Origin of the sequence: Paenibacillus sp. FSL H7-0442, from assembly GCF_038593105.1 — a bacterium.
GTDB lineage: Bacteria > Bacillota > Bacilli > Paenibacillales > Paenibacillaceae > Paenibacillus > Paenibacillus polymyxa_D.
Genome location: NZ_CP151963.1, coordinates 2,522,019 through 2,545,054, shown reverse-complemented (window position 1 = coordinate 2,545,054; position 23,036 = coordinate 2,522,019). Strand labels below are relative to the sequence as shown.

Sequence of the window (23,036 nt, the reverse complement as noted above, 5' to 3'; positions counted from 1 at the left end):
CCATCATGAACTCGTATCGATCCACCATTTTATTACTGTTTATGTGCATCTGGCTAATGGTGTTTCTTACGGGTTGCTGGAACAGTAAGGAATTGAGTGCAATTTCCGTCGTGATGGCTCTGGGCATTGATGCCGTTGATGACCAATATGAAGTCAGTTTACAAGTGGTTGACCCATCGAAAATGTCGCAGAATTCCCCCATGGAACGGACGCCAACGATCGTTTTTTCCAAGCGCGCCGATACCATATTTGAAGCTATTCGAAAATTAACAACGGAATCGTCCCGAAAAATGTATATGTCTCACTTAAAGTTTGTCATTTTTGATGAGAAAACGGCAAAAAAAGGAATCAAGGAGCCGCTGGACTTTCTGTTCCGTGATCATGAAGTTCGGCCTGATTTCTATTTGGCCGTTGTCAGAGGAAACTCGGCAAAGGAGGCCGTTACTTTTGTAGCTCCAACCGAGATCTTGCCTGCAATGGATATGTATAAGGCATTAAGGCTTTCTGAAAAAGCATGGGCTCCAACTTCCGCGGTCAATGTGAAAGATATTTTAGAGAAATTTACAGAGGATGGCATTGAACCGGTTCTCACCGGTATTCGACTGACAAACGTAGAAAAAGGTCTAACTATTGATAATGTGACAAAGTCGCCCCAACATGTTAAATATTTTTTCACTGGAATTGGTGTTTTCAAGGGCGACCGACTTATCGATTGGATGGATGATTCACAAAGTAAAGCCTTTACCTATATATCCAACCGTGTTTCCAGCACCGTAGCTTCCATCGATTGTCCGAATTCCAAAGGGAAATTTGTTGTTGAAGTAATCCGTTCCAAAGTAAAGATGCGTCCAGAAATAATAGACCATGAGCCGCACATTTCTCTTATTGTGGATACAGAATCCAATATCGGAACGATCTCGTGCAATGCCAACCCTAAGAATGAAGAGACATTTAGAGATCTTCAAGAATCAGCTAAAGAGCATCTGCAACAGTCTTTGAAGAAAGGCATTTCGCACGCACAACAAATCGGTTCCGATATATTCGGGTTTGGAGAAGCTTTTCACCGCAAGTTCCCACGTGAATGGCATAGATGGAAAGAGGATTGGCCACAAAAATTTCAAACGCTTAAAGTGGATATTCAGCTCAACTATCGTTTAGTCCGGTTCGGAGACATTACCAGTCCAATTGATATGGGAATACACAATCAGGAGTGAATGCATATGCTTTATGTGATTCTCGTAACTTCCATTTTAACATCGTTGTATGAGTTTAAAAAATTTAAGGCGAAACAATATGTGCGTGAAATTGTATTCAGCTCGATATTGTTGATTATAGGCGTTATATTGATTATCCTACGGATCGCCAACATTAAACTGCCGACTCCACTGGCGGGCATCCAAATCCTATTTCAACCGATAAGCCGGTTACTTACTGAAATATTATCTTAAGGAGGCATGGGGATGAATTCCAATTTGACAGTTCGACAAGCTATTTTGTGGTTTGCATTGTATCAAATAGGAAGCGCATATCTGGTGCTCCCAGCGGTAATTACCGCTGTCGCTAAACAAGATGCCTGGCTCTCCATCCCAGTCTCCTTAGGTTTCCATCTGTTATTGATACCTTTATATGCCTCCATCGCTAGGCAAATGCAGGGGAAATCTTTTGTAGAGCATCTCCGTTGCCTCTTCGGTCCCTTGGGCGGGACGATTAGCATCGTTTTCATTTTTTTGTTTCCCTTTCTTGTGTTCATTATGACACTTCGAAATCTGGGCGACTTTATCACGACAGCTATTATGCCGGAAACTCCCTCCGACTCGATATATTTCATTATGCTTATAGTCATTTATTTTGCCGTTCGATCTGGCCCTGCTGTAATTGGCCGTTGTGCGGAAATCCTATTTTTTTTCCTTCTGGTTCTGTATCTGTTGGTCAGGATTACCCTTCTTTCTGATACCACCATAGATAATGTGCTCCCTATTTTTGAGTATGGTTTGAACCCTATCGTTCTCGCATCGTTCAATTTGTTTGCCTTTCCCTACCTTGAGGCAATTCTGTATCTTTTTTTTGCACAGTACATCCCCGATCCAAAAAAGTGGAGAAAGACAGTGATAACTTGTGCTTTGATTAGCGGCGGCATGTATTTTTTCATGGTTTTACAAATAATTGCCGTGATGAGTGAAGGTGTTGTATCTAATTTGACATTTCCTACTTTTTTTATTAACCGAACAATCAGTAACGGAGAGTTTCTTCAACGGTTTGAAATTTTCGTTGCAGTGTTTTGGTTTGTCACCATTTTTTTCCGACTCGCACTGCTTTTATATGTTTCAGCGCAAGGGCTTGCAGATGCTTTTCGTCTTCGAAGCGCTAACTCTCTCTTAGTTCCTCTGATCCTAATCGCATTGGCAATGGTTCATTCTATTTGGCCAAATATGCAATTTTTAATCAAGTTTTTTTCAGTATGGCCTTTTTACGCCATGATTTTCGGTATCGTGTTTCCTATTGTGCTATGGCTGGTGGGTAAGGTAGGCGGCTCGCTAAAATTTCGCAAAAAGTATCACTAAAGTTGCGTTGGCCGTATGAACATACTGTCCTTCAAATAAACTTTTGTTGTACTTACTCATTATTGCAATTTAGCAAGAAGCAACTCCAGTTCCTCCCTCTCAAGATGTCTCCATTGCCCACGCTCCAGATGATCTAAGCTAATATTCATAATTCGAACACGTTCCAACTTGAGCACCCTGTACCCCAAGGCCTTACACATTCTGCGAATTTGCAAGTTCAGACCCTGCGTCAAAATAATGCGGAACTCGTATTTGCTTGTACGATCAACCTTGCACGGTTTGGTAATAACGTTCAATATTTCAACGCCACAAGACATAGCCTGCGTAAACTCGTTTGTAACAGGTTTGTCTACAGTTACTACATATTCCTTTTCATGACCATGCTCGGAACGCATCATTTGATTGACAATGCTTCCATCGTTGGTTAATAGAATGAGTCCCTCTGACGCTTTGTCCAGCCTGCCAATGGCAAAAATCCGCGAAGGGTAGTTAACATAACTAATAATATTACCAGCAACCTGTTCTGCTGCGGTACAAACAATGCCTATAGGCTTATTCAGAGCCAAATATACAGGTTCACTGGAATTATACGGAATAACTTCCCCATCAATCAGCACGATATCCTGTGGCTCTACTTCCGCGCCCGCTTTACAGACAATGCCATTAATCGTAATTCGTCCTGCTGCAATCAGTCTGTTGGTTTCCCGACGTGAGCAGAATCCTGTCTCACTGATGTACTTGTTAATTCTCACGATTCACCTGCTTCTGATTATAATATGTGAGTTTAAATAAAATAATTAAAAAAACACCTGATTGTTCTTGCTTAATCAGATGTTCGCCGTTTACGACAACTTATACTTTCCCGGCTTATTTGCTACTGTTGCCGCCGTTTTTATTCCTTGTTGGTTTGGCAGTGCCGCCTTTTGTGCCACCTGCCGCTTTGCTTCCCGGTGCGCTTGTAGAAGCGCTTTTTGTCCTTACTGGCTTCGCAGTTTTGTTCCAGCGTGTCCATCCCTTACTACCTGTGCCTCTACCGGTCCCGCCGCCCTTGCTTTTTCCACCCATATGATCACTCCATTACTAGTCGTTCAGATTTAACTAAGCTATCATACCATTACTTTGAATATAATGCCCATTTGTTTTAAAAATTGAACATGTTAAGCCGCAAATACTTTCGCAAAACGGATCTTACTGTATTTTTGTTAGTTTGCAGGTTAATAATGAAATAAGGCCATATAGTATGGAAAAATAATGATCCTTAAAGGAGTGAAACACATGTCTGTTGATGTTTATCTTAACTTTAATGGAAACTGTCGTGAAGCAGCGGAGTTTTACGCAGAGGCATTTGGGACTGAGAAACCACAAATTATGACGTTCGGTGAAGCACCGCCCAATCCCGATTATCCTCTACCAGAAGAAGCCAAAAATCTGGTCATGCACACGCGGCTTCAAATTGATGGTAGTAATGTCATGTTTTCAGACGTTTTTCCTGGTATGCCATTCGTAGCCGGAAACAACATCAGCCTCGCCATCGTCAATAAGGACGAAGAGAAAATTCGATCGTACTTTCATAAATTAAAAGAAGGAGGAACCGTAAACATGGAACTTCAAGAAACATTCTGGAGCAAATGTTACGGTAGCCTTAAAGATAAGTTTGGAATTGAGTGGCAATTGAGCTATGACAACGGAATGACCGACAGTTAGTCTGTTATATTACCCTGCGATAGTGAAGCCCTCGCAAGCTAATACTTTGTGAGGGCTTAATATCAGCTTAAAGTTACTCTATACAGCAGCCTTAGAATTCTTCCAAAACCTTGAATTTGTCTCCATGAATCTTATCCAGGTGATCCTCTCCCCAGTAGCATAAATGGTCTAGCGCGGGTTTTAATCCCCAGCCGTAGTCCGTTAACTCATACTCTACTTTAGGAGGGATTTCATTATAAACCTTTCGTGTAACGATCTCATCCTTTTCTAGGCCTCTGAGCTGAGTGGTCAGCATTTTTTGTGTAATGCCGGGTATTAACCGACGAAACTCAGACGTTCGTTTCCGTCCTGTCATCAGATGGTAGATAATTAAAGGCTTCCATTTCCCTCCCATCACCTCTAAAGCGGCTTCCACTCCAACTTGATACTTCTTTTGAACCCTATTTTTTGTCTGTTCAGTCATTTCTTAATCCTCCTTTAGAAGGCTTCGTTTGCTCAGAACAACCCATCACTTCAATTCATTACTCAGATCAGTTTCTAGGGAATCTACCTAGGGCACTTCCATGTTCCTATGGCACCTGTATCATCCTATAGAACTTAGAAGTGCGTACTTCCAGATTATTTTTCTACTGTATATAATAGCATCAAGCATTGAGCATTCCTAGAAGTAAGCTATTGAGAAAGGTAGTGAAGAAGCATGAAAGTATTAACCGTTGTTTCACACCCGAGAAAAGATTCCTTGACCTTTAAGGTTGCTGATCGTTTCGTACAGGGTCTTGCCGATGCAGGCCACGATTATGAGATATTAGATTTGCATGGGATTGGTTTTGATCCTATTTTAAAAGGAGTAGATGAACCGGATTTGACAGTTGCGGAACAGTCCTTTTCCCCTGAAGTAGAAATGGAAATAAGGCGGATGAAGGAGCATGATGCATTGGCATTTATTTTTCCACTTTGGTGGTGGAATTTGCCAGCTATGCTGAAGGGTTATATTGACCGTGTATGGAACAATGGGTTTGCGTACGGTTCGAATCACCTGCATCATCAGCATATCTTGTGGCTTGGCTTGGCCGGCGTTTCGAAAGAACAGTTGAAAAAGCGTAACTATGATGAAATGATTACTCATTTGCTGAATGTGGGAATTGCAGATTATTGCGGAGTTTCCAATTCCAAGGTTGAATTCTTAGATGAGACCCTGAGTTCAAATTCCGGTCATTTTGTAATGCTGCTGGACCAAGCTTATCACTTTGGTTTGAATTATGGCAAGGATTAGGCTTTATTTACAATCCCCTCCGACACGAAGGCCGGAAATCCTAACAGAATGCGAGAAAGAATTATCTTTCCGCAAGGAGACCTAAGTAGTAACGCGAAAAAAGACGTTAACCCAGCCATATTTTGCATGGACATGGGTTAGCGTCTTTTCATTATTCTGCATTTAACTAGCTTTCGACAGCAAGTAAAGGAAATAAGGGGTAACCAGTATGGTGATAATAATTCCGGTTGGAATATCTGCACCAAAGCTGATCGTCCGAGTAAGTGTGTCAGCAATCAAAATGACGAGTGCACCAACTAATGCTGTCGTAGGTAGCAATAGCTTATGATTGGGCCCTACTAGCTTGCGCGCTAGATGGGGACTGACCATGCCTACAAAAAAGAAATTCCCTCCAAGTGCCACGCTACCAGAAGCGAGCGCAACGGCAGCAATCGTCAAGCCGATAAACTCCCTTTTAATTGCTACACCGAGGCCCGATGCTGTCTGATTCCCCAAATTCAACGTATTGAGTGTGTTAGACCTGTAAAAAACGTAAAAACAGATGATAAACACCCACGGGAGCAGCACCATAATATAGCTCCAGTCGTCCCCCCACAGGTCTCCAGCCTGCCATCTCAGAGCAAAGTCATACTGTTGCTTGTCTAGCCGGAGTGTCAACATCAGAGATAATGCGCTGTAGCCACTCCCCATAGCGACACCGGTTAAAATTAGGCCTGTAGGCGAGATGTCTCTTCCCCGCCTGAAAGCAAACATAAAAATCAAGAAAGCTGCCGTGAGGCCGCCTGCAAAAGCTAACCCTGGAAGAAGAATCGGCGATAGCAATCCTTCACTAGCGAACAACGTAATATACATAAGTACAAATAGCCCCGAGCCTGAGCTGATGCCGAGTGTCCCGGGACTGGCCATGTCGTTTTTGAGCAAGCTTTGCATGATACAGCCTGATATCCCCATGCCAATACCTACCAATATAGAAAGCACAATACGTGGCAGTCGAAAGTCAAACACGATCAGGTTCTGTTTGCTCGTTCCTTCGCCCATGATGACCTTGAAAACTTCGAGTGGAGAAAGGTTCATTTTCCCAACGTTCATACTGAGTATAGCCACTAACAGCGTCAGCACTACTAACAGTAAAATAATGCTAATACCCCTGCTATTGCGGGACAGCTTCAACTAAACTCCCTCCTTTGCTTGCGCACAAGGTAGAGAAAATAGGGTACGCCCACCAAGGCAAAAATAATGCCAAGGGGTGTTTCATGAGGGCGATTGATCAGTCGTCCAAGTAAATCCGCCCCCAACAGAAAGACTGCTCCATACAAAGCTGAGGCCGGGATAATATACCGATAATCCGTTCCGACCAGATGGCGCATAATGTGTGGCACGATCAAACCCACGAAGCCAACAGGACCGACGACAATAACCGATAACCCCGTCAGAATTAATACAATTAGGGTTGAAAACAACTTAATCCTATTGGCACGAATACCCAAGCCTGATGCTACATCCTCCCCGAAGCTCAAAATCGTAATTGAGGGAGAAAGCGCGATGGCACAGACCAAACCCACTACAAACAGTGGCGCAATGAAAGCTAATTCACCCCACTTGGCACTGGCTGTACCACCAGCAGACCAGTAATCAAGGGCTTGGCCAATCTCATACTTAATAGCGATAAACGTACTAAATGCACCAAAAAGCATGGAGATGGACATTCCTGCCAGTACCAGTCGCTGAGGCGTCATGCCTCGCTTGCCTATAGATGCGATGTAATACGTAATGCCCGTAGTGATTGCTGCACCTAGGCAAGAATACAGCATGGTTTCTCCGTAGGTGCGACCAGGCAAAAAGGCCATACATAACGCAATAGCAAATGTCGAGCCTGAGCTTATGCCAATGAGTCCCGAATCCGCTAGTGGATTACGAGTGGTTCCCTGCATAATCGCCCCACACACAGCCAAGCTACACCCTACAATGATATCTGCCACGGTGCGTGGAAACCGCAAGGTGTGAATAATCTGATGTTCCGTAATGTTGGGATCAAACTGAAATATAGCCCCCCACGCCAGCTTCAAGCTCATTTCCGCAGCACCAAAGGTAATGGATGCTGCGGTAACCACCAGAAGCAGGAACACGCCCACGATCATGCAGCCTATAAAATGAAATATTCCTTTTTTATTTGGTTCTTTGTGAGTAGACATCGATTACACCCTTAGTTGGTCAATTATGCATCGTTACTTCGTCTGTTCCAGCAATTTGCTAATCATATAATCTAGCTGTCCCGTCATACTAGCAACGTCCGAATAATAGAACAGTCCTGCATATTTCGCTGGAATTTCGATGATATGTCCGTTTTTAACGGCTGGAATGCTGCTCCAGATTTTTGTCTTCGCATATTCGGATTCCTTGCCTTCCTGCTTAAACCAAAGGACATAATCTCCAAAGTATTCAGCAGCTACCTCGTAGGATAAAGAACCACGATTCTCTCCGGAGTTTTTAACCAATGTGTTGAGCTTTTCCGGTTTGTGAAGTCCAAGATAATTGTAAAGCAACGTTCCTCCGCGTGAGCCTGTTTCATAATAAATTCCGTAGGAGCCACTGCCCCAGTCCTCGAAAATGCTAAACGTTTTGTCCTTGAATATGTCGGAATTTAGTTTTTCTTTGGCCTGACTCAGCTTGCTTTCAAACAGTGAAATCACTTTGTCCGCTTCTGCTTCATGTCCTGTGGCCTGACCAAGAAATTTCAAACGTTCTAGGGAGGTCATTTTATCCTCAGGTATCACAAGAACAGGCGCAATTTTAGACAGCTTATCATAATCCTTTGTATCATATGTAATGATAAGATCAGGATCATACTTCATAATTTCCTCAGTTTCCCACTTTTCAATATTGGGGACGTCGTTAAACTTATCGTAAAAAGGCATCGTTTCTTGTTTCCACCCCATGACTGCGGCCGGCTTAATCCCTAGTGTAAATACATCGCCAACATACCAGTTCACGACTACCCGTTGAGGATTAGCGGGCACCTTCACATCTCCTTTTACCGTAGAGACTGTACGCGTATCAGAATCACTGCTTACCTCTTCCTTCGTGGACGACGCGGATTTAGCGGATTTAGCAGATGAATCAGAGGAGCTGCCAGCATTCCCACAACCTGAAATAACGAAAATCACTACGAATAGTGCACATAAAATCATGTGAAACTTCTTGTTCATCATACGATGCATGTTGTAAATCTCCTTTGAAATATAGTAAGTGCAAAGCATACTTAAAATTAATAATAATGATATTGATAATCATTATCAATAATATAAAATTGTAAATTTTACCTCACTGATTGTCAACTGTTTCTTGTTTTGTTTTACTTTAATGGGTTCTCCAGTGTGGCTCTTCTATTCGCTTCATGCCATTCCTGATAGATTCCTCCAATTTCATAAAATGCTTTGTTCATTGAAGTTGTCAGCTCCTTCATGATCTCCTTTGTATATTTTAAATGAGTATTTATGTTATCCACTTTATATTTGCGAAGCAGATTCAGATGGGCAATGATGTGAATTGTATCTTCGATGATCCAATAAATCACATCCTCTTCCTCTTTCGTAAGCTTGTTCAGCATCTGTATGCCTCTTTCATACATTTGGAGCGTATAACCCCGCTTGCTCACTTGCACATACGGACTCAGATCATCATAAAAATCCGTACAGAAAGGTCGTCTTACATATTGCTCATACTGCTCTTCATATATTGAAGTTTGTTCAAGCAGTTTAATCGTCATATCTATGAGTTCTTGTTCGCTATATATTTTTTTCATCAGATTTTCCCTTCCCTCTCTCTACTAAATAAATTCAAGTCATATGGACGAAAGCATCGGCTATTCTATGGGTAGTGGTATCCCTGATGTTCAATGGAACGTACGCGCTCGCAGCTTCAGCAACATCAACGTTTATCGTTACGTTTCAACAAGCAACCTTGGTATACAACGATCACGTAGGCACGATTAGGCCATTGCTGTCCAGGTGGCAGGTCAATCCATTAGTGAAGGTAACAGCGTAAAGGCCTCCTCCGTTTCTGCCAAAGGTTCTACCGTTAAGCTAAAAGTGACGATAATAGAATGCTAAAAAATAGACCGTCACTCCCAGGAGCAGCGGTCTTCATATTTACAAGTCGCGGTAACTGGGCAGGTACCATTTCGGTATATAGGATTGAAAGTCATCATATGCCTCCAATACCTCTTCAGCTCGTTGCACCATATCGTCTACCTCTTCTTTGCCAAATGGAATGGCCCAGTGGATCGATGAAAGCTGATTGCTTGCAATATACAGAGCCATTAATCTAAAAAATAAATCAGGTACATTGTTATTAAAATAACCGTGGATTCGGCCCGAAGCGAATAAAGGACTTAATGCTGCACACCAGGTAATTCTATTGAATTCTTCCCAAGGATCACCATAGTCCATTCTATTAAAATCGATGATACCCAGTTCACCAGATGGGGTAACCACCATATTGCCCACATGATAATCCCCATGCTGAAATGTTTGAGGACGATTTTCTAATAGATGACGGTTTTGCTCAATAAAGCTTATGGCTTGATCTGCTCCCTTTAAGAAAATACCGCATGACTTATAGTTTGTAATATACCTGTTGATTTTGCCATTATAATGCTCAGCCCATGGGGCTCGATCTGGCTCTGCATGAATCTCATGCATTTTTTTCAATGCATCTCCCGCTTGAACTCCAAGTTGATACTGTTGTGCTGCAGCTAACGTGGGGATCATCTCTTCAGCATCTTTCCCTTCGATCCAGGTGAACAAGGAATATACAGATTGACCCTCATGACAAAACCCAAATTCAAGCGGCCGGGACATGAACAGATTCTCCACGTGATTCAGTTTTTTTACAGCTTCAAACTCGCGTTTCTTTTTATCATAATGAACCATATCCGCCATTCTTAGCAGCAAGTCTCTACCATCAGTGGTTCGAATATAATATTTTTTGTCACTGGACCAGCCTCTATGAATCTCTTCCACGTTGCTCCACTTGCTGGCACCCGGTATTTCACTAAAGAGTTGATTCACGCTCATCCCCCCACGTTAAAATAGCCTTACTTACTAACTTACTATATGCTTTCCATAGTTTACCTTTGAAATGACAGAGGAATCAATCTTCTTCCAGAAAAAACTCAAATAAAAAAGGCTGAAAAGACAAGCTGTCTCTTCAACCTCAATATTCACTGAGTTGCCATCGTGAACACCCATCACTTATATTATAAAATCAGTAAGAATACGAAAACTCATGTTTAAATTCGTCTACCCGTTGAATGGTTTTGAGAATATTGCGACCTTCACGTGTACCATCAATAATACGACGAGCTTGTTTACTATCCCCAATATTAATAACTTCTACTTGATGTTTTTTACCATATTCGAGCAAGCTGTCCATCAGCGGACTGTATGAACGCATACCCAAGCATACGAATCCAAGATCAAAAGGAATCTCAAACTCCTGTTCTCCATGCTTTACTTTGAAACGGTCGCTACACACTTCTGTCAAAGCTGTTTCCGTATGGACGTTCACTTCCCGCTCCTCTACCATTTTCATCATGGAGATTCGGGTAATCATATCCAGATCTTTACCGAGTAGCGGCATCATCTCAATAATGGAAACCTCTTGTGCTCCACGCTCTGCGTAATATTCGACGACATCCAGTCCCACAGCCCCGCCACCAACTACAGCAATGCGTTTACCTTCAAACTCCTGGAATTTCTCCATGTTGTGCAAAAGATCAAAGATGGAGAACACTTTTGTCCCCGGTTTGCCCAGTTGCTCATGCAAACCTGCAATAGGCGGAAGAAGTGGTATGGCCCCCGTCGCATTGACAATAATATCAGGATTCAGGGCACTAATCATCGCCAAATCGGCTCGGCTCCCTGTTACAATGTTCAGATTGGTTAACTGTTTGGTGCGTTGAATCAGATAATCAGGGAAATCATTGATGCGTGTTTTGTCTGGCAAGCGGGCAATATCACGGGCCAAACCGCCCAACTCTGGTTTCTCCTCAAAGAGGGTTACTTTGCAGCCTACTTCGGCTGCCGTACATGCTGCTTCCATCCCAGCGGTACCCCCACCGATCACAACAACCTGAACATTGTTTTTAACACGTTGTTTCCGGTATTCAGCTTCCTTGAACAGATCCGGATTTACCGTACAGCAAATCGGTTTACTTTTGGAGATACGATGATCGGCACAACCAATGTTGCAAGAGATACATTTTCTAAGCAAATGTTCGTAGCCGTTTTGCACTTTAAGCACCCAGTTCGGTTCTGCAATCAAGCCTCTACCCATTGCCATAAGATCCGCGTCACCTCTCACCAAAATATCCTGCGCAGCCTGTGGGCTCCGAATATTACCTGAGGTCATCGTTACCTTCCCGAATTTTTCTTTTACCGCTTTGGCCATATATGAGCGCCAACCATCTGGCAGGTTCATCCCGTCAATCTGGAACTGGATGGAATCATTCAGAGCAGCAGAAACATTCAAAATATCTACCTCATCATTAAGATACTCCAATAACTCGAGTGTATCTTCCAGTGTGTTCCCACCTTCTGTGAACTCTTCCGCGCTAAAACGTAAGCAAATAGGGAAGAATGGGCCTACCACTGAACGAATTTCATCAATGACTAATCTGGCAAAACGGGTACGGTTTTCTGCACTGCCGCCAAATTCATCCGTGCGTTTATTATACATCGGCGAAAGAAACTGACTCAGCAAGTAGGAGTGTCCCGCATGAATTTCAACACAGTCAAATCCTGCTCGTTGCGCTCTTCCCGCTGCTTCTCCGTATTTGCGCACAATGGCGTAAATTTCTTCTTTTTGCAAAGGTCTTGGAATCGCTCCGCCCTTTTTAGAAGGAATATTGGAAGAAGATACAGGCTGAATTCCGTTCAGTCGTCCCGCATAAGCTGAAGCACCCGCATGGTTAATTTGTACAGAAACACAAGCTCCATAAGAGTGTAGGGCTTCTGTTAATCTAAACAGTCCGGGAATAAACTGATCGTTATCCATACGCAGCTGGGTTGTTCCGTTTGTACCCATTGGGAAATCCAGACAAACATTTTCTACTGTTATCAAGCCGGTACCACCTTTGGCCCGTTGCACGTAATAGTCAATATGATCCTGAACAAAGCTTCCGTCCATGGCAGCAAAGTTAGTTCCCATTGGGGGCATAACAATCCGATTTTTCAAGGTCATGCGTCGTATGGTTAGAGGTTCAAAGATAGCAGGATAGTGGTTCATTGTTCTTCCTCCTTGCGAGTGTACAAATTTCATGTTCAAGCTTCCATTAAAGCATTCTCATATGTGATTTATTTCACTTTTGGAATATCGAGATGTTATTGAGTACGATCATTCCTTATGACTTGATTTTATATCATCTAATCCATAAATTCTAATGCTATTTTATGTACTAAATCATAGTTTCAATCTATAGATTAACTGGAGTTAGAAATAAAATAAAAAAGGAACAATCCTGTGAGGAATGTCCCTTTGGTGTGAAAAAACATGCTTATATTCCGGTATCCACCTACCGATCCGTTCTTTTAAAACCGTTGGGTACACGCTCCAAAATCCCTTTCCTAACATATCTGTCCAGCAGCCCACACATTGTGGCATATCCATTTTTTCTGAATAAAGGTGCGTAGGCTGAGGCTTTAGGAGAGGTATTCAGATATTTAAGGAAAAATCCTTCGTCGATCACCTGGGTATCGTAAATATAAGCCTCAATAGATGTATGCCGTTCTGGGTGATGCTCCCCAATATTCATAAACAGACAATGATCACCATGCAAATCAGCTGACCATATTCCATCAATAATCAAGTCTGTTTCTTTCTGTTCCAGCCATTCAAACTGAGTTGGGAACGGATCAAACTCAGAAGGTCTGAATTGGTGGGTTTCGGTAGCCATTCGTTCACATAAACGCTGAGCAGATAGTGTGTATTCGTCCCACAAGCCCAGAATAGCCATATCTCTTTCATTCGAGTATTCCCACTCTTGATCCTCTTCTGTCGAAGTTGAGAACTGTGCGAGTGATTGGTCTATCCCCTTATGTCTCATTGCTGTTTTCTTTCCTCCTATCCATCACTAGAAGTGCTCCATTCAGAAACCAAAAATCCCCTGCCCGAAAAGCCGGGTGAGTCCAATGAAAGGAAACACCCCGGCTTGACGTCAAGGGAGACTTGTCTATCCGTATCAAGATTATACTTTTAAATCACCATCATAGGTGGCAATCATATTGTACAGTTCAGGACGACGGTCACGGAAAATGCCCCATTCAATCCGTCCTACTTCCAGCTCATCCAGGTCAAATTCAGCAGTAAGCACTTCTTCATCGGTACGACCCGCTTCTGCGATCTTGTTACCTTGATGTCCGGCAATAAAGGATGAACCGTAGAATGTAATACTGGAGTCTTCGTCCGTTTCAGTTCCGATCCGATTGGAAGCTATGACTGGAATCAGGTTGGAAGCCGCATGACCCAGCATGCAAGTCTGCCAGTGATCCTTGGAATCAATGGCAGAATCCTGCGGTTCCGAGCCAATAGCTGTCGGATAGAACAAAAGTTCTGCGCCCATGAGCGCCATACAGCGGGCCGCCTCAGGATACCATTGGTCCCAGCACACGCCTACCCCAATTTTGGCATAACGTGTATTCCATACTTTAAAACCGGTATCGCCCGGATTAAAATAAAATTTTTCCTCATACCCAGGACCGTCCGGGATGTGGCTTTTGCGGTATTTACCTAACACTTCACCGTCTGCGTCAATGACGGCAAGACTGTTGTAGCGCGCGTAGTTTTTCTTTTCATAGAAGCTGATTGGCAGCACAACCTGTAATTCTTTGGCGATTTTCCTAAAATGGTTAACCGCTTTGTTGTGCTCCAGCTCAGTGGCATATGAATAATAATCAGACTTTTCCTTCTGGCAGAAATATGGAGTCTCGAACAACTCCTGTAGCAAAATAATTTGTGCGCCCTGCGCAGCCGCTTCACGTACTAACTTCTCTGCTTTACTAATATTTTCTTCGATATTGGTAGAACAGCTCATTTGAGTTGCTGCAACTTTTACTTTTCTCACTTTAGTCCTCCTTTTAGATGTTGTATCGTTCAACGCTTTACAGCAGGCATCTGCTGGGTCGTACAGTGCACGTTACCGCCTTCACGGATGACCGCCATACCGTCTACAGTACGAATGGTGCGATCTGGGAATACATTTGCCAGCACTTGCTCAGCTGCAAGATCACTCTCAGCGGCAGTGCCGCCGAACACTGGCAAAATAATACCGCCATTCACAAAATAGAAGTTAATATAACTCAGTGTCAATCGGCTGTCTTCATAATCCACACGCGGCGGCTGACCGATTCGAATCACTTCCAGCTTACGGCCTTTGGCATCCGTTGCTTGCTCCAGAATGCGCAGGTTTTCCTGCGTGATTTCGTAATTTTCATCCTCAGGATCATCACACACTTGCATAATGACCTTGCCAGGAGCTGCAAAACAAGCAATATTGTCCACATGACCGTCTGTTTCGTCGCCACTAAGACCACGTTTTAGCCATATTATCTTCTCGGCACCTGTATACTCACATACATGCCGTTCAATTTCTTCTCTGCTTAATTCCGGATTTCGGTTGGAATTGAGCAAACACTCTTCGGTTGTAATCAGTGTACCTTCGCCATCTACGTGCAGTGAGCCGCCTTCCATCACAACCGGTGCATCAAACCGTGGAACTCTAAGTTTGTCCAAAATTTGCGGTGCAACCTGGTCATCCAGGTCCCATGGGGCGTATTTGCCACCCCAGGCGTTAAACTTCCAGTTAACACCTGCCAACTGACCATGCTCGTCTGTGAGAAAAGTAGGGCCGTTATCACGCAGCCACGCATCGCTGTGCTCAATCGACAGCAGTTCTACCCGTTCCCCAAGTTCAAGCGCCTTAACGCTCTCCAAATCTTCCGGATTTACGACCACAGTAACTGGTTCAAATTCCGCCATGGCGCGTACAATTCCGGCATAGCCCTTGCATACATCAGCATGCATATCCGGGTAAACCATTGAAGATTTTACAGGCCAAGAAATATACGTGCGTTCATGTGGCGCCCATTCAGGCGGCATCTTATAATGTGAATCCTTAATTTGCATGTATTGAAGCTCTCTTTCTTTTTCATAATGTAGACTCCGCTCCTATCATACAATAATATGATCTTTGTCTCAATCGAAGCGGAAAACTTTCAATAATTTACATTCACATTGGAGTAAATTACTTTGAAAACGTGATTGCTTTCACTGTATTCCCATCAAAATCCTTCACAGTGAATTGTGCACCCTCCAGCACACCGTAAGAGGATGGATAGTTTTCTTTTGGCAGCGAGATCGAACCGGGGTTCAGTATAAAGATCCCATTTTCCACATCCGCTACCGGAATATGAGTATGTCCCTGGATAAACACATCTCCCGCTTCTAGTGGTGGTAAATTTCCGATACTAAAGCCATGTCCGTGCGTGACATAGATTCTCCGTCCTTCATGGTATAGCAAAGCATAATCACCCATCATAGGAAACTCCAGCAGCATCTGATCCACCTCTGCATCGCAATTTCCGCGCACAGAAACCGCAATATGGGACTTGTGCTTATTCAGCAGTGCGGCCACTTCTGCGGGATTATACCCTTCTGGTAACGGATTACGTGGTCCGTGGTACATATAATCTCCGAGCAGGACAAGACGATCGGCTTTCTCCTCCCTGAACTTTTCCAGTGCCAATTGCAACCAGTGCAGTGAGCCGTGAATATCTGATATAAACATCAATTTCATAATTATTCTTTCCTTTCTGAATAGGCTAAAAAATATTCCACTTAACCACATTATTGCATTATTCCCTAAACAAATCTGTGCAAAAATGTTCTTTCGTTTGGTCATACTCTTTTTAAGACAATAAACTACAGCTCCGAGTGAACTGTAGTTTATTGTTATTCCTTTTATATTTGTACTTATCATCTTCGGTGATTTTACGGATAACCTTGCAAGGGATTTTTAACCGCAATCACACCAGAAGGCACATTACCACCGATCCATCCTCGCTTCGCTTATTTAGATACAGAAGTCAGATCTTCTTTTAAAGCTTCATTGTAGGATTCCACATGCTCACTCTTCAGAACTGGAAAGCTACTCACATTGAAATTTCCACCAAATTACCTTCTGGATCTTTAATTACGCTTTCATAATAGCCGTCACCTGTCAATCTTGGCTGACCCACTACTTCATATCCTGCATGCATAAGCTGCTCTGTCTTTTCATTCACCAGTGCTTTACTTCCAACGGAAAATGCCACATGAGCCCAGCCAGTAATATTGATCTGTGGAGAATGATCTACTCCCGTTTTACGCATAACCTCTAACCTTGCTCCATCCTCAAAGGTGATAAAATAGGACTCAAACCCTTTTGTCGCATTATAATATTTATCATTAGATTTCCCATCAAAGTATTGCTCGTAAAAACTCTTCATCTTTTCTAAGTCTCTCACCCAGATCGCTACATGCTCAATCTTCATTATTTTCCTCCTTCTGTAGCCCTCATCATTAAAAATCATTAATTTATACTGGACTCTATTTTCTGTATAGTTATTATTATCGTTTTAATAAGTCTTAATATATATTAGTAATTAATTTTTGTCCAATTCTAACACCCCTAAAAAATTAGCAACCGCTTCGTAAAAGAAAAAAAGCGGTCGCTATCTATAAGCCTTCATTTATATATAATTAATCACTGGATTATTTATAAATTAACGTTTCAAGCTTTCACCATTCGTAGCAATAACTTCTTTATACCAATGGAACGATTTCTTCGGATATCTTTCAAGTGTACCGCTGCCATCATCGTGACGATCTACGTAAATGTAGCCATAACGTTTCTTAAGCTGAGCGGTCGATGCGCTGACAAGATCAATACATCCCCAAGACGTATAGCCCAAAACCTCTACTCCGTCCTCAATAGCTTCTCCAACTTGAACCAAATGATCATTCAGGTAGTTGATCCGGTAGTCATCTTCAACCGTTTTTTCGCCTTTTTCATTTGTAATCAGTTCATCAACGGCGCCCAGACCATTTTCAACGATGAATAGTGGTTTTTGGAAGCGATCATAGAACGTGTTCAGGACATAACGTAAACCTTGCGGATCAATTTGCCAGCCCCACTCACTTGCCTCAAGATGCGGATTGATGACACCACCAAGGATATTACCTTCACCTTTGACTTTTTTAGCTTCGTCAGCTGTCTCACAAGTACTCATATAATAGCTGAACGAGATAAAATCAACGGTATGTTTCAAATCTTCGGCATCACTTGGTTCAAAGTGAATAGTAATTCCGTTTTCTTTAAAGAAACGTTTCATGTAACCTGGGTATTGACCTCTTGCGTGAATATCGGCAAATGCCATGTTTCTGTGATCAAATTCCATCGCAGCAATGACATCGTCTGGATTTGGTGTCAGCGGATAAGTAGGCATACTCAGCACCATACAGCCAATTTTGAAATCAGGGTTGATCTGATGACCGATTTTTACCGCTCTTGCACTCGCTACAAGCTCATGGTGAATAGCTTGATAAAGATCTTGCTCACTAAGTTGATCTTTTGGTGTGCTAATTCCTCCACTCATGAATGGTGCTTCAAGAATGGAGTTGATTTCATTGAAAGTCAACCAGTATTTAACTTTATCTTTGTAGCGATTAAATACAGTTGTAGCATAGCGCTCATAAAAATCAACAAGCTTACGGTTTACCCAACCATCGTATTCTCTGGACAAATGTAAAGGTGTTTCATAGTGAGATAGTGTAACGAGTGGCTCAATTCCATATTTGTGAAGTTCATCAAACAAATCATCATAAAATTGCAAGCCTTTTTCGTTAGGCTCCAGTTCGTCACCTTTAGGGAAAATACGTGACCATGCGATAGAAGTACGGAATACTTTGAAACCCATTTCCGCGAAGAGTTTGATATCTTCTTTATAATGATGATAAAAATCAATACCGATCAATTTCATGTTATCTTCTGTGGGTACATCCGTAACGGGCCCCCAACCACCACGAGGAGTTACATCCTGAATGGACCAGCCTTTTCCATCTTCTTGATAAGCGCCTTCGAGCTGATTAGCAGCAACTGCTCCGCCCCACAGGAAATCTTTTGGAAACTGTGTACTCATATTTTCTCCGCCTTTGCTGATGTTTTTTATTAACTAGGATAGAAACACGTTACCCTTATGCAAATGTGTTATAAAGTACTTCTAATTGAATCTTAAGGTTTGTAACGCGTTTCATGTCAAGTTTTATTTTAAAAACATCCAGAACTTATCACAGTATTATCTCCAATAATTACTCCCATATTTATAACTCTTCTATTATTGAGTAAAATGACTATTCTTCAAATGGCGGATCTACATGAATATCTCTATCTGGTTCAGTACTTACCCAGCGTGTAAAGATAACCTGAAAGCCGGCTCGAGTCGGCGCGCAGGCAAAAGGACCTGCCTGTTGTCCCGTTTCATAAGGAAAACGTGCTACACGTACAGTGCGCCAGCTTTGATTTTCGGTTCGGGCTCTAATGATAACCGCGTCCTGTAGTTGTGAAGCACGGATCGTGACATTTTTCCCTACCCAATCGGGTACAGGAGCTAATGACCAATCGGAATAGCCATCTGTGACTACGACTGCCAGTTGAGGAATTCCGTCATTTAATTCGATTCCGGCTTTAATCCACTTTTGTTGTCCTTGATACAGCATTATACCGGCCTGATCGTAAAGCTCCGTAAATGAGCCTAATTGAAACGTGACTTCGATGGCAGAGCCTTCTTCCCAGTCTGTAAGCAGGGAATGTCCGCTACTGCGTTCAAACCCATACAAAGTTTTTTCCCAGTAGTCGCTTCCTTCTCTGGTTTCAACTTTAAGGAACTGGTCTTCTTCTATGGATGATACAGGATGATTAGTCCATGTCCCTGTAGTCCATGCAATCGATTTTTGATTCATTAATCTCATCCTCTCATGCTTTATTGAACGATGCCCTATTTCCTTTTCTCCACCAATTGCAAATTGTACGTCAGACTTTCAAGGGTCACTGAAATCAACCCAAACATGTATTCATCATGAGTATCGTTTTTCACAAAAATTTCGGGCATATGTTCTTTGGGTACATCTTTTAGACAGCCGTTATAAATATCGTCCAACAGATTCGGCTTGGATAACTCTCCAGTCAAAGCGATAGATACAGGGTCTATAATTGCAATAATGGAAGTTATCGTTTGGATCGCCAGAGGAACAAATCCCTCTGTGCTATTTAACTGTTTAAGCTGTTCCTCTCTTGTTAAATCAAAAGGTAAGAAGGAAACTTCCCCCGCAAATTTGGTATTTCCTTTTAACAAATGTCCATCGACAATAAAACCCGCTCCGGGGAAATTGTCTTTTGGAAACGTAACAATAGCAAAGGTTTTATCCTCATCATAATTCTGCATGTTATAAAATCCGTAGACTGTTAAATGCATATCATTTTCAATGGTAACTTCTAATCCGTATTTATCTTGAAGCTGTGGACCTACAGGGACTCCTATGAGCAGGTCGAGATCACAAACATCGATAATTCCTTGATGAACAACCCCGGGGATGCCAATTCCAATGGCTTTGACGTTTCCATAGTTATTAATCAGCTCTCCAATTTTGGTTTCTATGACCTCATAATCAATATGAGGCACAATGGAAGTATTCTCGATGATGATATCACCAAGCAAATTAGCAACAGCATAAGTAAGAGAATGTATACCGCCTTCCGTTTTCACATTTAAACAGATAATATAAGAATAATCAGCGTTATATTTGTAACGTCTAGCCGGACGTCCGCCGTTCGACTCTTCCAATTCCGTCTCTAATACTTCCCCGGTTTGAAGAAGCTCATTCAGAATATTTCCGCAGGTTGCCACACTAAGACCTGTGATACTGGCTATCGATGACTTGGTTGCATATTCCTTGGATTTCAGTGTGTTTTTAACTAACTCTACATTAATTTGTTTAACCCGAATGGTGTTATTGGAGACTGGTTGTATTTGAATACACTCCTTTTCCAGTATTTATTAAAAGGTTTATAATAAGTTGTAATATAACGCTCTGCCTGTAAAAAGTCAATTTGTACGCCTTTTCCTCTTCTCCTCTATCATCATGCTATACTATAAATAAGAAATAAATTTTTAGTGCAGCATTTCTGCGTTGAAAGTCACTTAAATAGGGGGGAATTCTGTTGTCAGCTATTGAGTATATAGCAATCATCGCATTGCTCCTCTCCGTCATACTTTTAATTAAGGTCTACAGCCTTCAATCTCGGCTTAATGACTTGAAATCCGACGTGGAGCGTCTAGAAAATCGTTCAGGAATACAAGGAACATCGCTGTCAGGCACCATCCCTGCCTCTCCTCCACATATTCTAGATGCAGGAGCTTCAGAAGATATCAATGAAAGGTTGCTCCTGCTCATTAGGGAAGGAAAAAAGATTCAAGCCATAAAAGAACTGAGAACGGCTAAGGATCTTTCCCTTAAGGATGCAAAGGATTATGTGGATCACTTGGAAAAACTCTAAAGAAAGGAAGAAATAAGATGAGTGCCAGCAAAACAAACGCCATGCGCATATTGGACGGGCAACATATACAATACAATATTTTGAGTTATGATCATCAAGATGGAAAAATAGACGGTATGAATGTGGCTGAGAAAATCGATAGAGCCCCGGAGATAGTTTTCAAAACTTTGGTTGCACACAGCAAACAAAATCTGTTTGTTTTTGTAATTCCTGTACATAAAGAGCTTGATCTCAAAAAAGCAGCCAAATCCGCGGGAGAGAAAAAAATTGAAATGCTTCCAGTTAAGGATTTGCAAAAGTTTACGGGATATATTCGCGGTGGCTGCTCCCCCATTGGAATGAAAAAGCTCTACCCCACTTTTATCGACCAGCCTGCATTGGAACTGGAAGCCATCGTTGTAAGCGGTGGGAAAATTGGGACCCAACTGGAGTTAAGTCCGCACGATTTAGCTCAAATCATTCAGGCTCAGTTTACAGATCTAACGCATACAGCATAAAACTCACTACATGATCATAAAATCTTTATGCGTATTTTCTTATCCCATACTTCATCAAGCTTCAACCTGGAGAGGAAGATTTAATGATGCATAATGATTGCCCTAAAAATGCAAGAATCCCCCAACCCATCAGATGTGATGGTGCTGGGGGCATCGACAAGGGTCCACGTGATGTGATGAGGGATCTACAGAATCCCGATATGCTGGTTCCCCCCGTAACGGACAATGGTCTCATTCCAAATATGAGATTTTCTTTTTCTGATGCCCATATGCAGCTTAATCACGGTGGGTGGTCAAGAGAAGTAACGGTAAGGGAATTACCTATTGCTACAACCCTTGCCGGGGTGAATATGAGTTTGACACCGGGTGGTGTACGTGAGCTTCACTGGCATCAGCAAGCGGAATGGTCATATATGCTGTTGGGAAGTGCTCGCATTACGGCAGTAGACCAAAATGGACGTAATTTTATTGCTGATGTGGGTCCCGGAGATCTCTGGTATTTCCCTCCTGGCATTCCGCACTCTATACAGGGACTTGAGGATGGGTGCGAATTTTTGCTGGTTTTTGATGATGGTAGTTTCTCCGATCTGAACACCCTATCCATCTCCGATTGGTTCGCACATACTCCCAAAGACGTACTTTCTGCAAATTTTGGTGTACCAGAAGCTGATTTTGCAGCAATTCCTCAAGACCAAGTATATATCTATCAGGATTCCGTTCCCGGTTCTCTTCAAAGCCAAGCGGTTTCCTCTCCCTATGGTACGATACCTCAGTCCTTCAAGCATGAATTACTAGCCCAGCCCCCAATCAAAACGCCGGGCGGAAGCGTACGAATCGTCGACTCCTCCAATTTTCCGATTTCCAAAACCATTGCAGCTGCTCTTGTTGAGATTGAGCCCGGCGCCATGCGAGAAATGCACTGGCATCCTAATAATGACGAATGGCAATACTATCTTGCCGGGCAAGGACGGATGACTGTCTTTGGCGGTAATGGTGCAGCCCGTACGTTTGATTTTAGAGCCGGAGATGTTGGATATGTGCCTTTTGCTTACGGTCATTACATTCAAAATACAGGCTCCAGCACACTTTGGTTTCTTGAAATGTTTAAAAGTGACCGTTTTGCAGATGTTTCCTTGAATCAATGGATGGCCCTTACGCCTACAGAACTGATTCAGAGTAATTTACATGTAGGTACTGATGTGATCTCAAATTTACGAAAGGTAAAATGGCCCGTTGTCAAATATCCCAGTTATTCTTATGACCCTAACCATAAGAGGTCCGATGATTACTATACAAAAAAACACCGTATCTAAATACGGTCAGGCTGTCGAGAAAGTCTCGACAGCCTATTT

At 42.5% G+C, this 23,036-nt stretch carries 26 protein-coding genes; 9 read left to right on the top strand and 17 right to left on the bottom strand.

The features are described from left to right. The first annotated feature begins 5 nt into the window (after positions 1-5). From MHH57_RS11455 to MHH57_RS11445, 3 genes are read left to right on the top strand one after another with little or no spacing between them, the layout of a single operon-like run. The gene (locus MHH57_RS11455; protein WP_069011179.1) at positions 6-1,214 is read left to right on the top strand and encodes a Ger(x)C family spore germination protein; all 1,209 of its coding nucleotides are present in this window, start codon (positions 6-8) and stop codon (positions 1,212-1,214) included. A gap of 6 nt (positions 1,215-1,220) precedes the next feature. Further along, entirely contained in the window at positions 1,221-1,448 is a 228-nt protein-coding gene (locus MHH57_RS11450) for a hypothetical protein (RefSeq protein ID WP_069011180.1), read from the top strand. Between the two features lie 12 nt (positions 1,449-1,460). Next, positions 1,461-2,561 carry an endospore germination permease gene (locus MHH57_RS11445; protein WP_069011181.1) on the top strand — a complete coding sequence of 367 codons (1,101 nt, stop codon included), beginning with the start codon at positions 1,461-1,463 and terminating at the stop codon, positions 2,559-2,561. A 59-nt stretch (positions 2,562-2,620) separates the two neighbouring features. Here MHH57_RS11445 and MHH57_RS11440 read toward each other — a convergent pair whose 3' ends face one another. Further along, positions 2,621-3,313, bottom strand: coding sequence for a pseudouridine synthase (locus tag MHH57_RS11440; protein ID WP_165150095.1), 693 nt, complete (start codon positions 3,311-3,313; stop codon positions 2,621-2,623). 115 nt (positions 3,314-3,428) lie between these two features. Next, on the bottom strand, positions 3,429-3,626 hold the full coding sequence (locus MHH57_RS11435; RefSeq protein ID WP_029515083.1) for a DUF3934 family protein: 198 nt from the start codon (positions 3,624-3,626) through the stop codon (positions 3,429-3,431). 210 nt (positions 3,627-3,836) lie between these two features. On the opposite strand from MHH57_RS11435, the gene MHH57_RS11430 reads away from it, so the two are divergent. Then, a complete protein-coding gene (locus MHH57_RS11430) occupies positions 3,837-4,265 on the top strand; it encodes a VOC family protein (RefSeq protein WP_039274565.1) in 429 nt (142 codons plus the stop codon). A 91-nt stretch (positions 4,266-4,356) separates the two neighbouring features. Here MHH57_RS11430 and MHH57_RS11425 read toward each other — a convergent pair whose 3' ends face one another. Beyond that, positions 4,357-4,728, bottom strand: a complete 372-nt coding sequence (locus MHH57_RS11425) for a helix-turn-helix domain-containing protein (RefSeq protein ID WP_029515086.1) — start codon at positions 4,726-4,728, stop codon at positions 4,357-4,359. Positions 4,729-4,962: 234 nt separating this feature from the next. Here MHH57_RS11425 and MHH57_RS11420 point away from each other — a divergent pair, with 234 nt between their 5' ends. Next, positions 4,963-5,538 (top strand): NAD(P)H oxidoreductase, encoded by a 576-nt coding sequence (locus tag MHH57_RS11420; protein ID WP_029515088.1) that lies wholly within the window; start codon positions 4,963-4,965, stop codon positions 5,536-5,538. Between the two features lie 162 nt (positions 5,539-5,700). On the opposite strand, the gene MHH57_RS11415 is transcribed toward MHH57_RS11420, so the two are convergent. The 4 genes from MHH57_RS11415 to MHH57_RS11400 all read right to left on the bottom strand — a co-directional run bounded on the left by MHH57_RS11415 (position 5,701) and on the right by MHH57_RS11400 (position 9,340). Then, positions 5,701-6,708, bottom strand: a complete 1,008-nt coding sequence (locus MHH57_RS11415) for an iron ABC transporter permease (protein ID WP_029515089.1) — start codon at positions 6,706-6,708, stop codon at positions 5,701-5,703. Beyond that, positions 6,705-7,730: an iron ABC transporter permease gene (locus MHH57_RS11410; RefSeq protein ID WP_165150091.1), complete on the bottom strand. Its 1,026-nt coding sequence runs from the start codon at positions 7,728-7,730 to the stop codon at positions 6,705-6,707. The genes MHH57_RS11415 and MHH57_RS11410 overlap by 4 nt, the downstream gene beginning before the upstream one ends. Before the next feature lie 33 nt (positions 7,731-7,763). Beyond that, positions 7,764-8,756 carry an ABC transporter substrate-binding protein gene (locus MHH57_RS11405; RefSeq protein WP_039274566.1) on the bottom strand — a complete coding sequence of 331 codons (993 nt, stop codon included), beginning with the start codon at positions 8,754-8,756 and terminating at the stop codon, positions 7,764-7,766. Between the two features lie 134 nt (positions 8,757-8,890). Then, a complete protein-coding gene (locus MHH57_RS11400) occupies positions 8,891-9,340 on the bottom strand; it encodes an Imm63 family immunity protein (RefSeq protein WP_029515094.1) in 450 nt (149 codons plus the stop codon). Positions 9,341-9,426: 86 nt separating this feature from the next. Between MHH57_RS11400 and MHH57_RS11395 the strand changes: the two genes are divergently transcribed. Then, the gene (locus MHH57_RS11395; RefSeq protein WP_245231687.1) at positions 9,427-9,582 is read left to right on the top strand and encodes a hypothetical protein; all 156 of its coding nucleotides are present in this window, start codon (positions 9,427-9,429) and stop codon (positions 9,580-9,582) included. A 104-nt stretch (positions 9,583-9,686) separates the two neighbouring features. Here MHH57_RS11395 and MHH57_RS11390 read toward each other — a convergent pair whose 3' ends face one another. The 10 genes from MHH57_RS11390 to MHH57_RS11345 form a co-directional block, all read right to left on the bottom strand. After that, positions 9,687-10,607 (bottom strand): phosphotransferase family protein, encoded by a 921-nt coding sequence (locus MHH57_RS11390; protein ID WP_318628351.1) that lies wholly within the window; start codon positions 10,605-10,607, stop codon positions 9,687-9,689. A gap of 196 nt (positions 10,608-10,803) precedes the next feature. Beyond that, positions 10,804-12,825 carry an NAD(P)/FAD-dependent oxidoreductase gene (locus MHH57_RS11385; RefSeq protein ID WP_342435099.1) on the bottom strand — a complete coding sequence of 674 codons (2,022 nt, stop codon included), beginning with the start codon at positions 12,823-12,825 and terminating at the stop codon, positions 10,804-10,806. A gap of 286 nt (positions 12,826-13,111) precedes the next feature. After that, positions 13,112-13,642: a hypothetical protein gene (locus MHH57_RS11380; RefSeq protein ID WP_342435098.1), complete on the bottom strand. Its 531-nt coding sequence runs from the start codon at positions 13,640-13,642 to the stop codon at positions 13,112-13,114. 141 nt (positions 13,643-13,783) lie between these two features. Continuing rightward, positions 13,784-14,659 (bottom strand): N-carbamoylputrescine amidase, encoded by an 876-nt coding sequence (aguB, locus tag MHH57_RS11375; RefSeq protein WP_029515101.1) that lies wholly within the window; start codon positions 14,657-14,659, stop codon positions 13,784-13,786. 29 nt (positions 14,660-14,688) lie between these two features. Further along, complete coding sequence (locus tag MHH57_RS11370; RefSeq protein WP_342435097.1) at positions 14,689-15,720, bottom strand: agmatine deiminase family protein; 1,032 nt, start codon at positions 15,718-15,720, stop codon at positions 14,689-14,691. A gap of 118 nt (positions 15,721-15,838) precedes the next feature. After that, positions 15,839-16,390: a phosphodiesterase gene (gene yfcE, locus MHH57_RS11365; protein ID WP_029515104.1), complete on the bottom strand. Its 552-nt coding sequence runs from the start codon at positions 16,388-16,390 to the stop codon at positions 15,839-15,841. A gap of 355 nt (positions 16,391-16,745) precedes the next feature. Next, positions 16,746-17,126 (bottom strand): VOC family protein, encoded by a 381-nt coding sequence (locus MHH57_RS11360; protein WP_029515106.1) that lies wholly within the window; start codon positions 17,124-17,126, stop codon positions 16,746-16,748. Between the two features lie 231 nt (positions 17,127-17,357). After that, positions 17,358-18,773: a glycoside hydrolase family 1 protein gene (locus MHH57_RS11355; protein ID WP_029515108.1), complete on the bottom strand. Its 1,416-nt coding sequence runs from the start codon at positions 18,771-18,773 to the stop codon at positions 17,358-17,360. Positions 18,774-18,984: 211 nt separating this feature from the next. Next, the gene (locus tag MHH57_RS11350; RefSeq protein WP_029515109.1) at positions 18,985-19,593 is read right to left on the bottom strand and encodes a DUF1349 domain-containing protein; all 609 of its coding nucleotides are present in this window, start codon (positions 19,591-19,593) and stop codon (positions 18,985-18,987) included. A gap of 35 nt (positions 19,594-19,628) precedes the next feature. Then, entirely contained in the window at positions 19,629-20,537 is a 909-nt protein-coding gene (locus MHH57_RS11345) for an ROK family protein (protein WP_080658555.1), read from the bottom strand. Between the two features lie 314 nt (positions 20,538-20,851). On the opposite strand from MHH57_RS11345, the gene MHH57_RS11340 reads away from it, so the two are divergent. The 3 genes from MHH57_RS11340 (at position 20,852) to MHH57_RS11330 (ending at position 22,997) form a co-directional block, all read left to right on the top strand. Next, the gene (locus MHH57_RS11340) at positions 20,852-21,187 is read left to right on the top strand and encodes a ribosomal protein L7/L12 (protein ID WP_069011188.1); all 336 of its coding nucleotides are present in this window, start codon (positions 20,852-20,854) and stop codon (positions 21,185-21,187) included. 17 nt (positions 21,188-21,204) lie between these two features. Next, the gene (gene ybaK, locus MHH57_RS11335) at positions 21,205-21,684 is read left to right on the top strand and encodes a Cys-tRNA(Pro) deacylase (protein WP_069011189.1); all 480 of its coding nucleotides are present in this window, start codon (positions 21,205-21,207) and stop codon (positions 21,682-21,684) included. An 86-nt stretch (positions 21,685-21,770) separates the two neighbouring features. Further along, positions 21,771-22,997 (top strand): oxalate decarboxylase family bicupin, encoded by a 1,227-nt coding sequence (locus tag MHH57_RS11330; RefSeq protein WP_342435171.1) that lies wholly within the window; start codon positions 21,771-21,773, stop codon positions 22,995-22,997. The last annotated feature ends 39 nt before the right edge of the window (positions 22,998-23,036 follow it).

What these genes read in the sequence shown, in the direction of transcription:
- MHH57_RS11455 (WP_069011179.1), top strand. Translation starts at nt 6, where the DNA reads ATGAACTCGTATCGATCCACCATTTTATTACTGTTTATGTGCATCTGG.
- MHH57_RS11450 (WP_069011180.1), top strand. Translation starts at nt 1,221, where the DNA reads ATGCTTTATGTGATTCTCGTAACTTCCATTTTAACATCGTTGTATGAG.
- MHH57_RS11445 (WP_069011181.1), top strand. Translation starts at nt 1,461, where the DNA reads ATGAATTCCAATTTGACAGTTCGACAAGCTATTTTGTGGTTTGCATTG.
- MHH57_RS11435 (WP_029515083.1), bottom strand. Translation starts at nt 3,626, where the DNA reads ATGGGTGGAAAAAGCAAGGGCGGCGGGACCGGTAGAGGCACAGGTAGT.
- MHH57_RS11430 (WP_039274565.1), top strand. Translation starts at nt 3,837, where the DNA reads ATGTCTGTTGATGTTTATCTTAACTTTAATGGAAACTGTCGTGAAGCA.
- MHH57_RS11425 (WP_029515086.1), bottom strand. Translation starts at nt 4,728, where the DNA reads ATGACTGAACAGACAAAAAATAGGGTTCAAAAGAAGTATCAAGTTGGA.
- MHH57_RS11420 (WP_029515088.1), top strand. Translation starts at nt 4,963, where the DNA reads ATGAAAGTATTAACCGTTGTTTCACACCCGAGAAAAGATTCCTTGACC.
- MHH57_RS11410 (WP_165150091.1), bottom strand. Translation starts at nt 7,730, where the DNA reads ATGTCTACTCACAAAGAACCAAATAAAAAAGGAATATTTCATTTTATA.
- MHH57_RS11405 (WP_039274566.1), bottom strand. Translation starts at nt 8,756, where the DNA reads ATGCATCGTATGATGAACAAGAAGTTTCACATGATTTTATGTGCACTA.
- MHH57_RS11400 (WP_029515094.1), bottom strand. Translation starts at nt 9,340, where the DNA reads ATGAAAAAAATATATAGCGAACAAGAACTCATAGATATGACGATTAAA.
- MHH57_RS11395 (WP_245231687.1), top strand. Translation starts at nt 9,427, where the DNA reads ATGTTCAATGGAACGTACGCGCTCGCAGCTTCAGCAACATCAACGTTT.
- MHH57_RS11385 (WP_342435099.1), bottom strand. Translation starts at nt 12,825, where the DNA reads ATGAACCACTATCCTGCTATCTTTGAACCTCTAACCATACGACGCATG.
- MHH57_RS11380 (WP_342435098.1), bottom strand. Translation starts at nt 13,642, where the DNA reads ATGAGACATAAGGGGATAGACCAATCACTCGCACAGTTCTCAACTTCG.
- MHH57_RS11370 (WP_342435097.1), bottom strand. Translation starts at nt 15,720, where the DNA reads ATGCAAATTAAGGATTCACATTATAAGATGCCGCCTGAATGGGCGCCA.
- yfcE (WP_029515104.1), bottom strand. Translation starts at nt 16,390, where the DNA reads ATGAAATTGATGTTTATATCAGATATTCACGGCTCACTGCACTGGTTG.
- MHH57_RS11360 (WP_029515106.1), bottom strand. Translation starts at nt 17,126, where the DNA reads ATGAAGATTGAGCATGTAGCGATCTGGGTGAGAGACTTAGAAAAGATG.
- MHH57_RS11355 (WP_029515108.1), bottom strand. Translation starts at nt 18,773, where the DNA reads ATGAGTACACAGTTTCCAAAAGATTTCCTGTGGGGCGGAGCAGTTGCT.
- MHH57_RS11350 (WP_029515109.1), bottom strand. Translation starts at nt 19,593, where the DNA reads ATGAATCAAAAATCGATTGCATGGACTACAGGGACATGGACTAATCAT.
- ybaK (WP_069011189.1), top strand. Translation starts at nt 21,205, where the DNA reads ATGAGTGCCAGCAAAACAAACGCCATGCGCATATTGGACGGGCAACAT.
- MHH57_RS11330 (WP_342435171.1), top strand. Translation starts at nt 21,771, where the DNA reads ATGCATAATGATTGCCCTAAAAATGCAAGAATCCCCCAACCCATCAGA.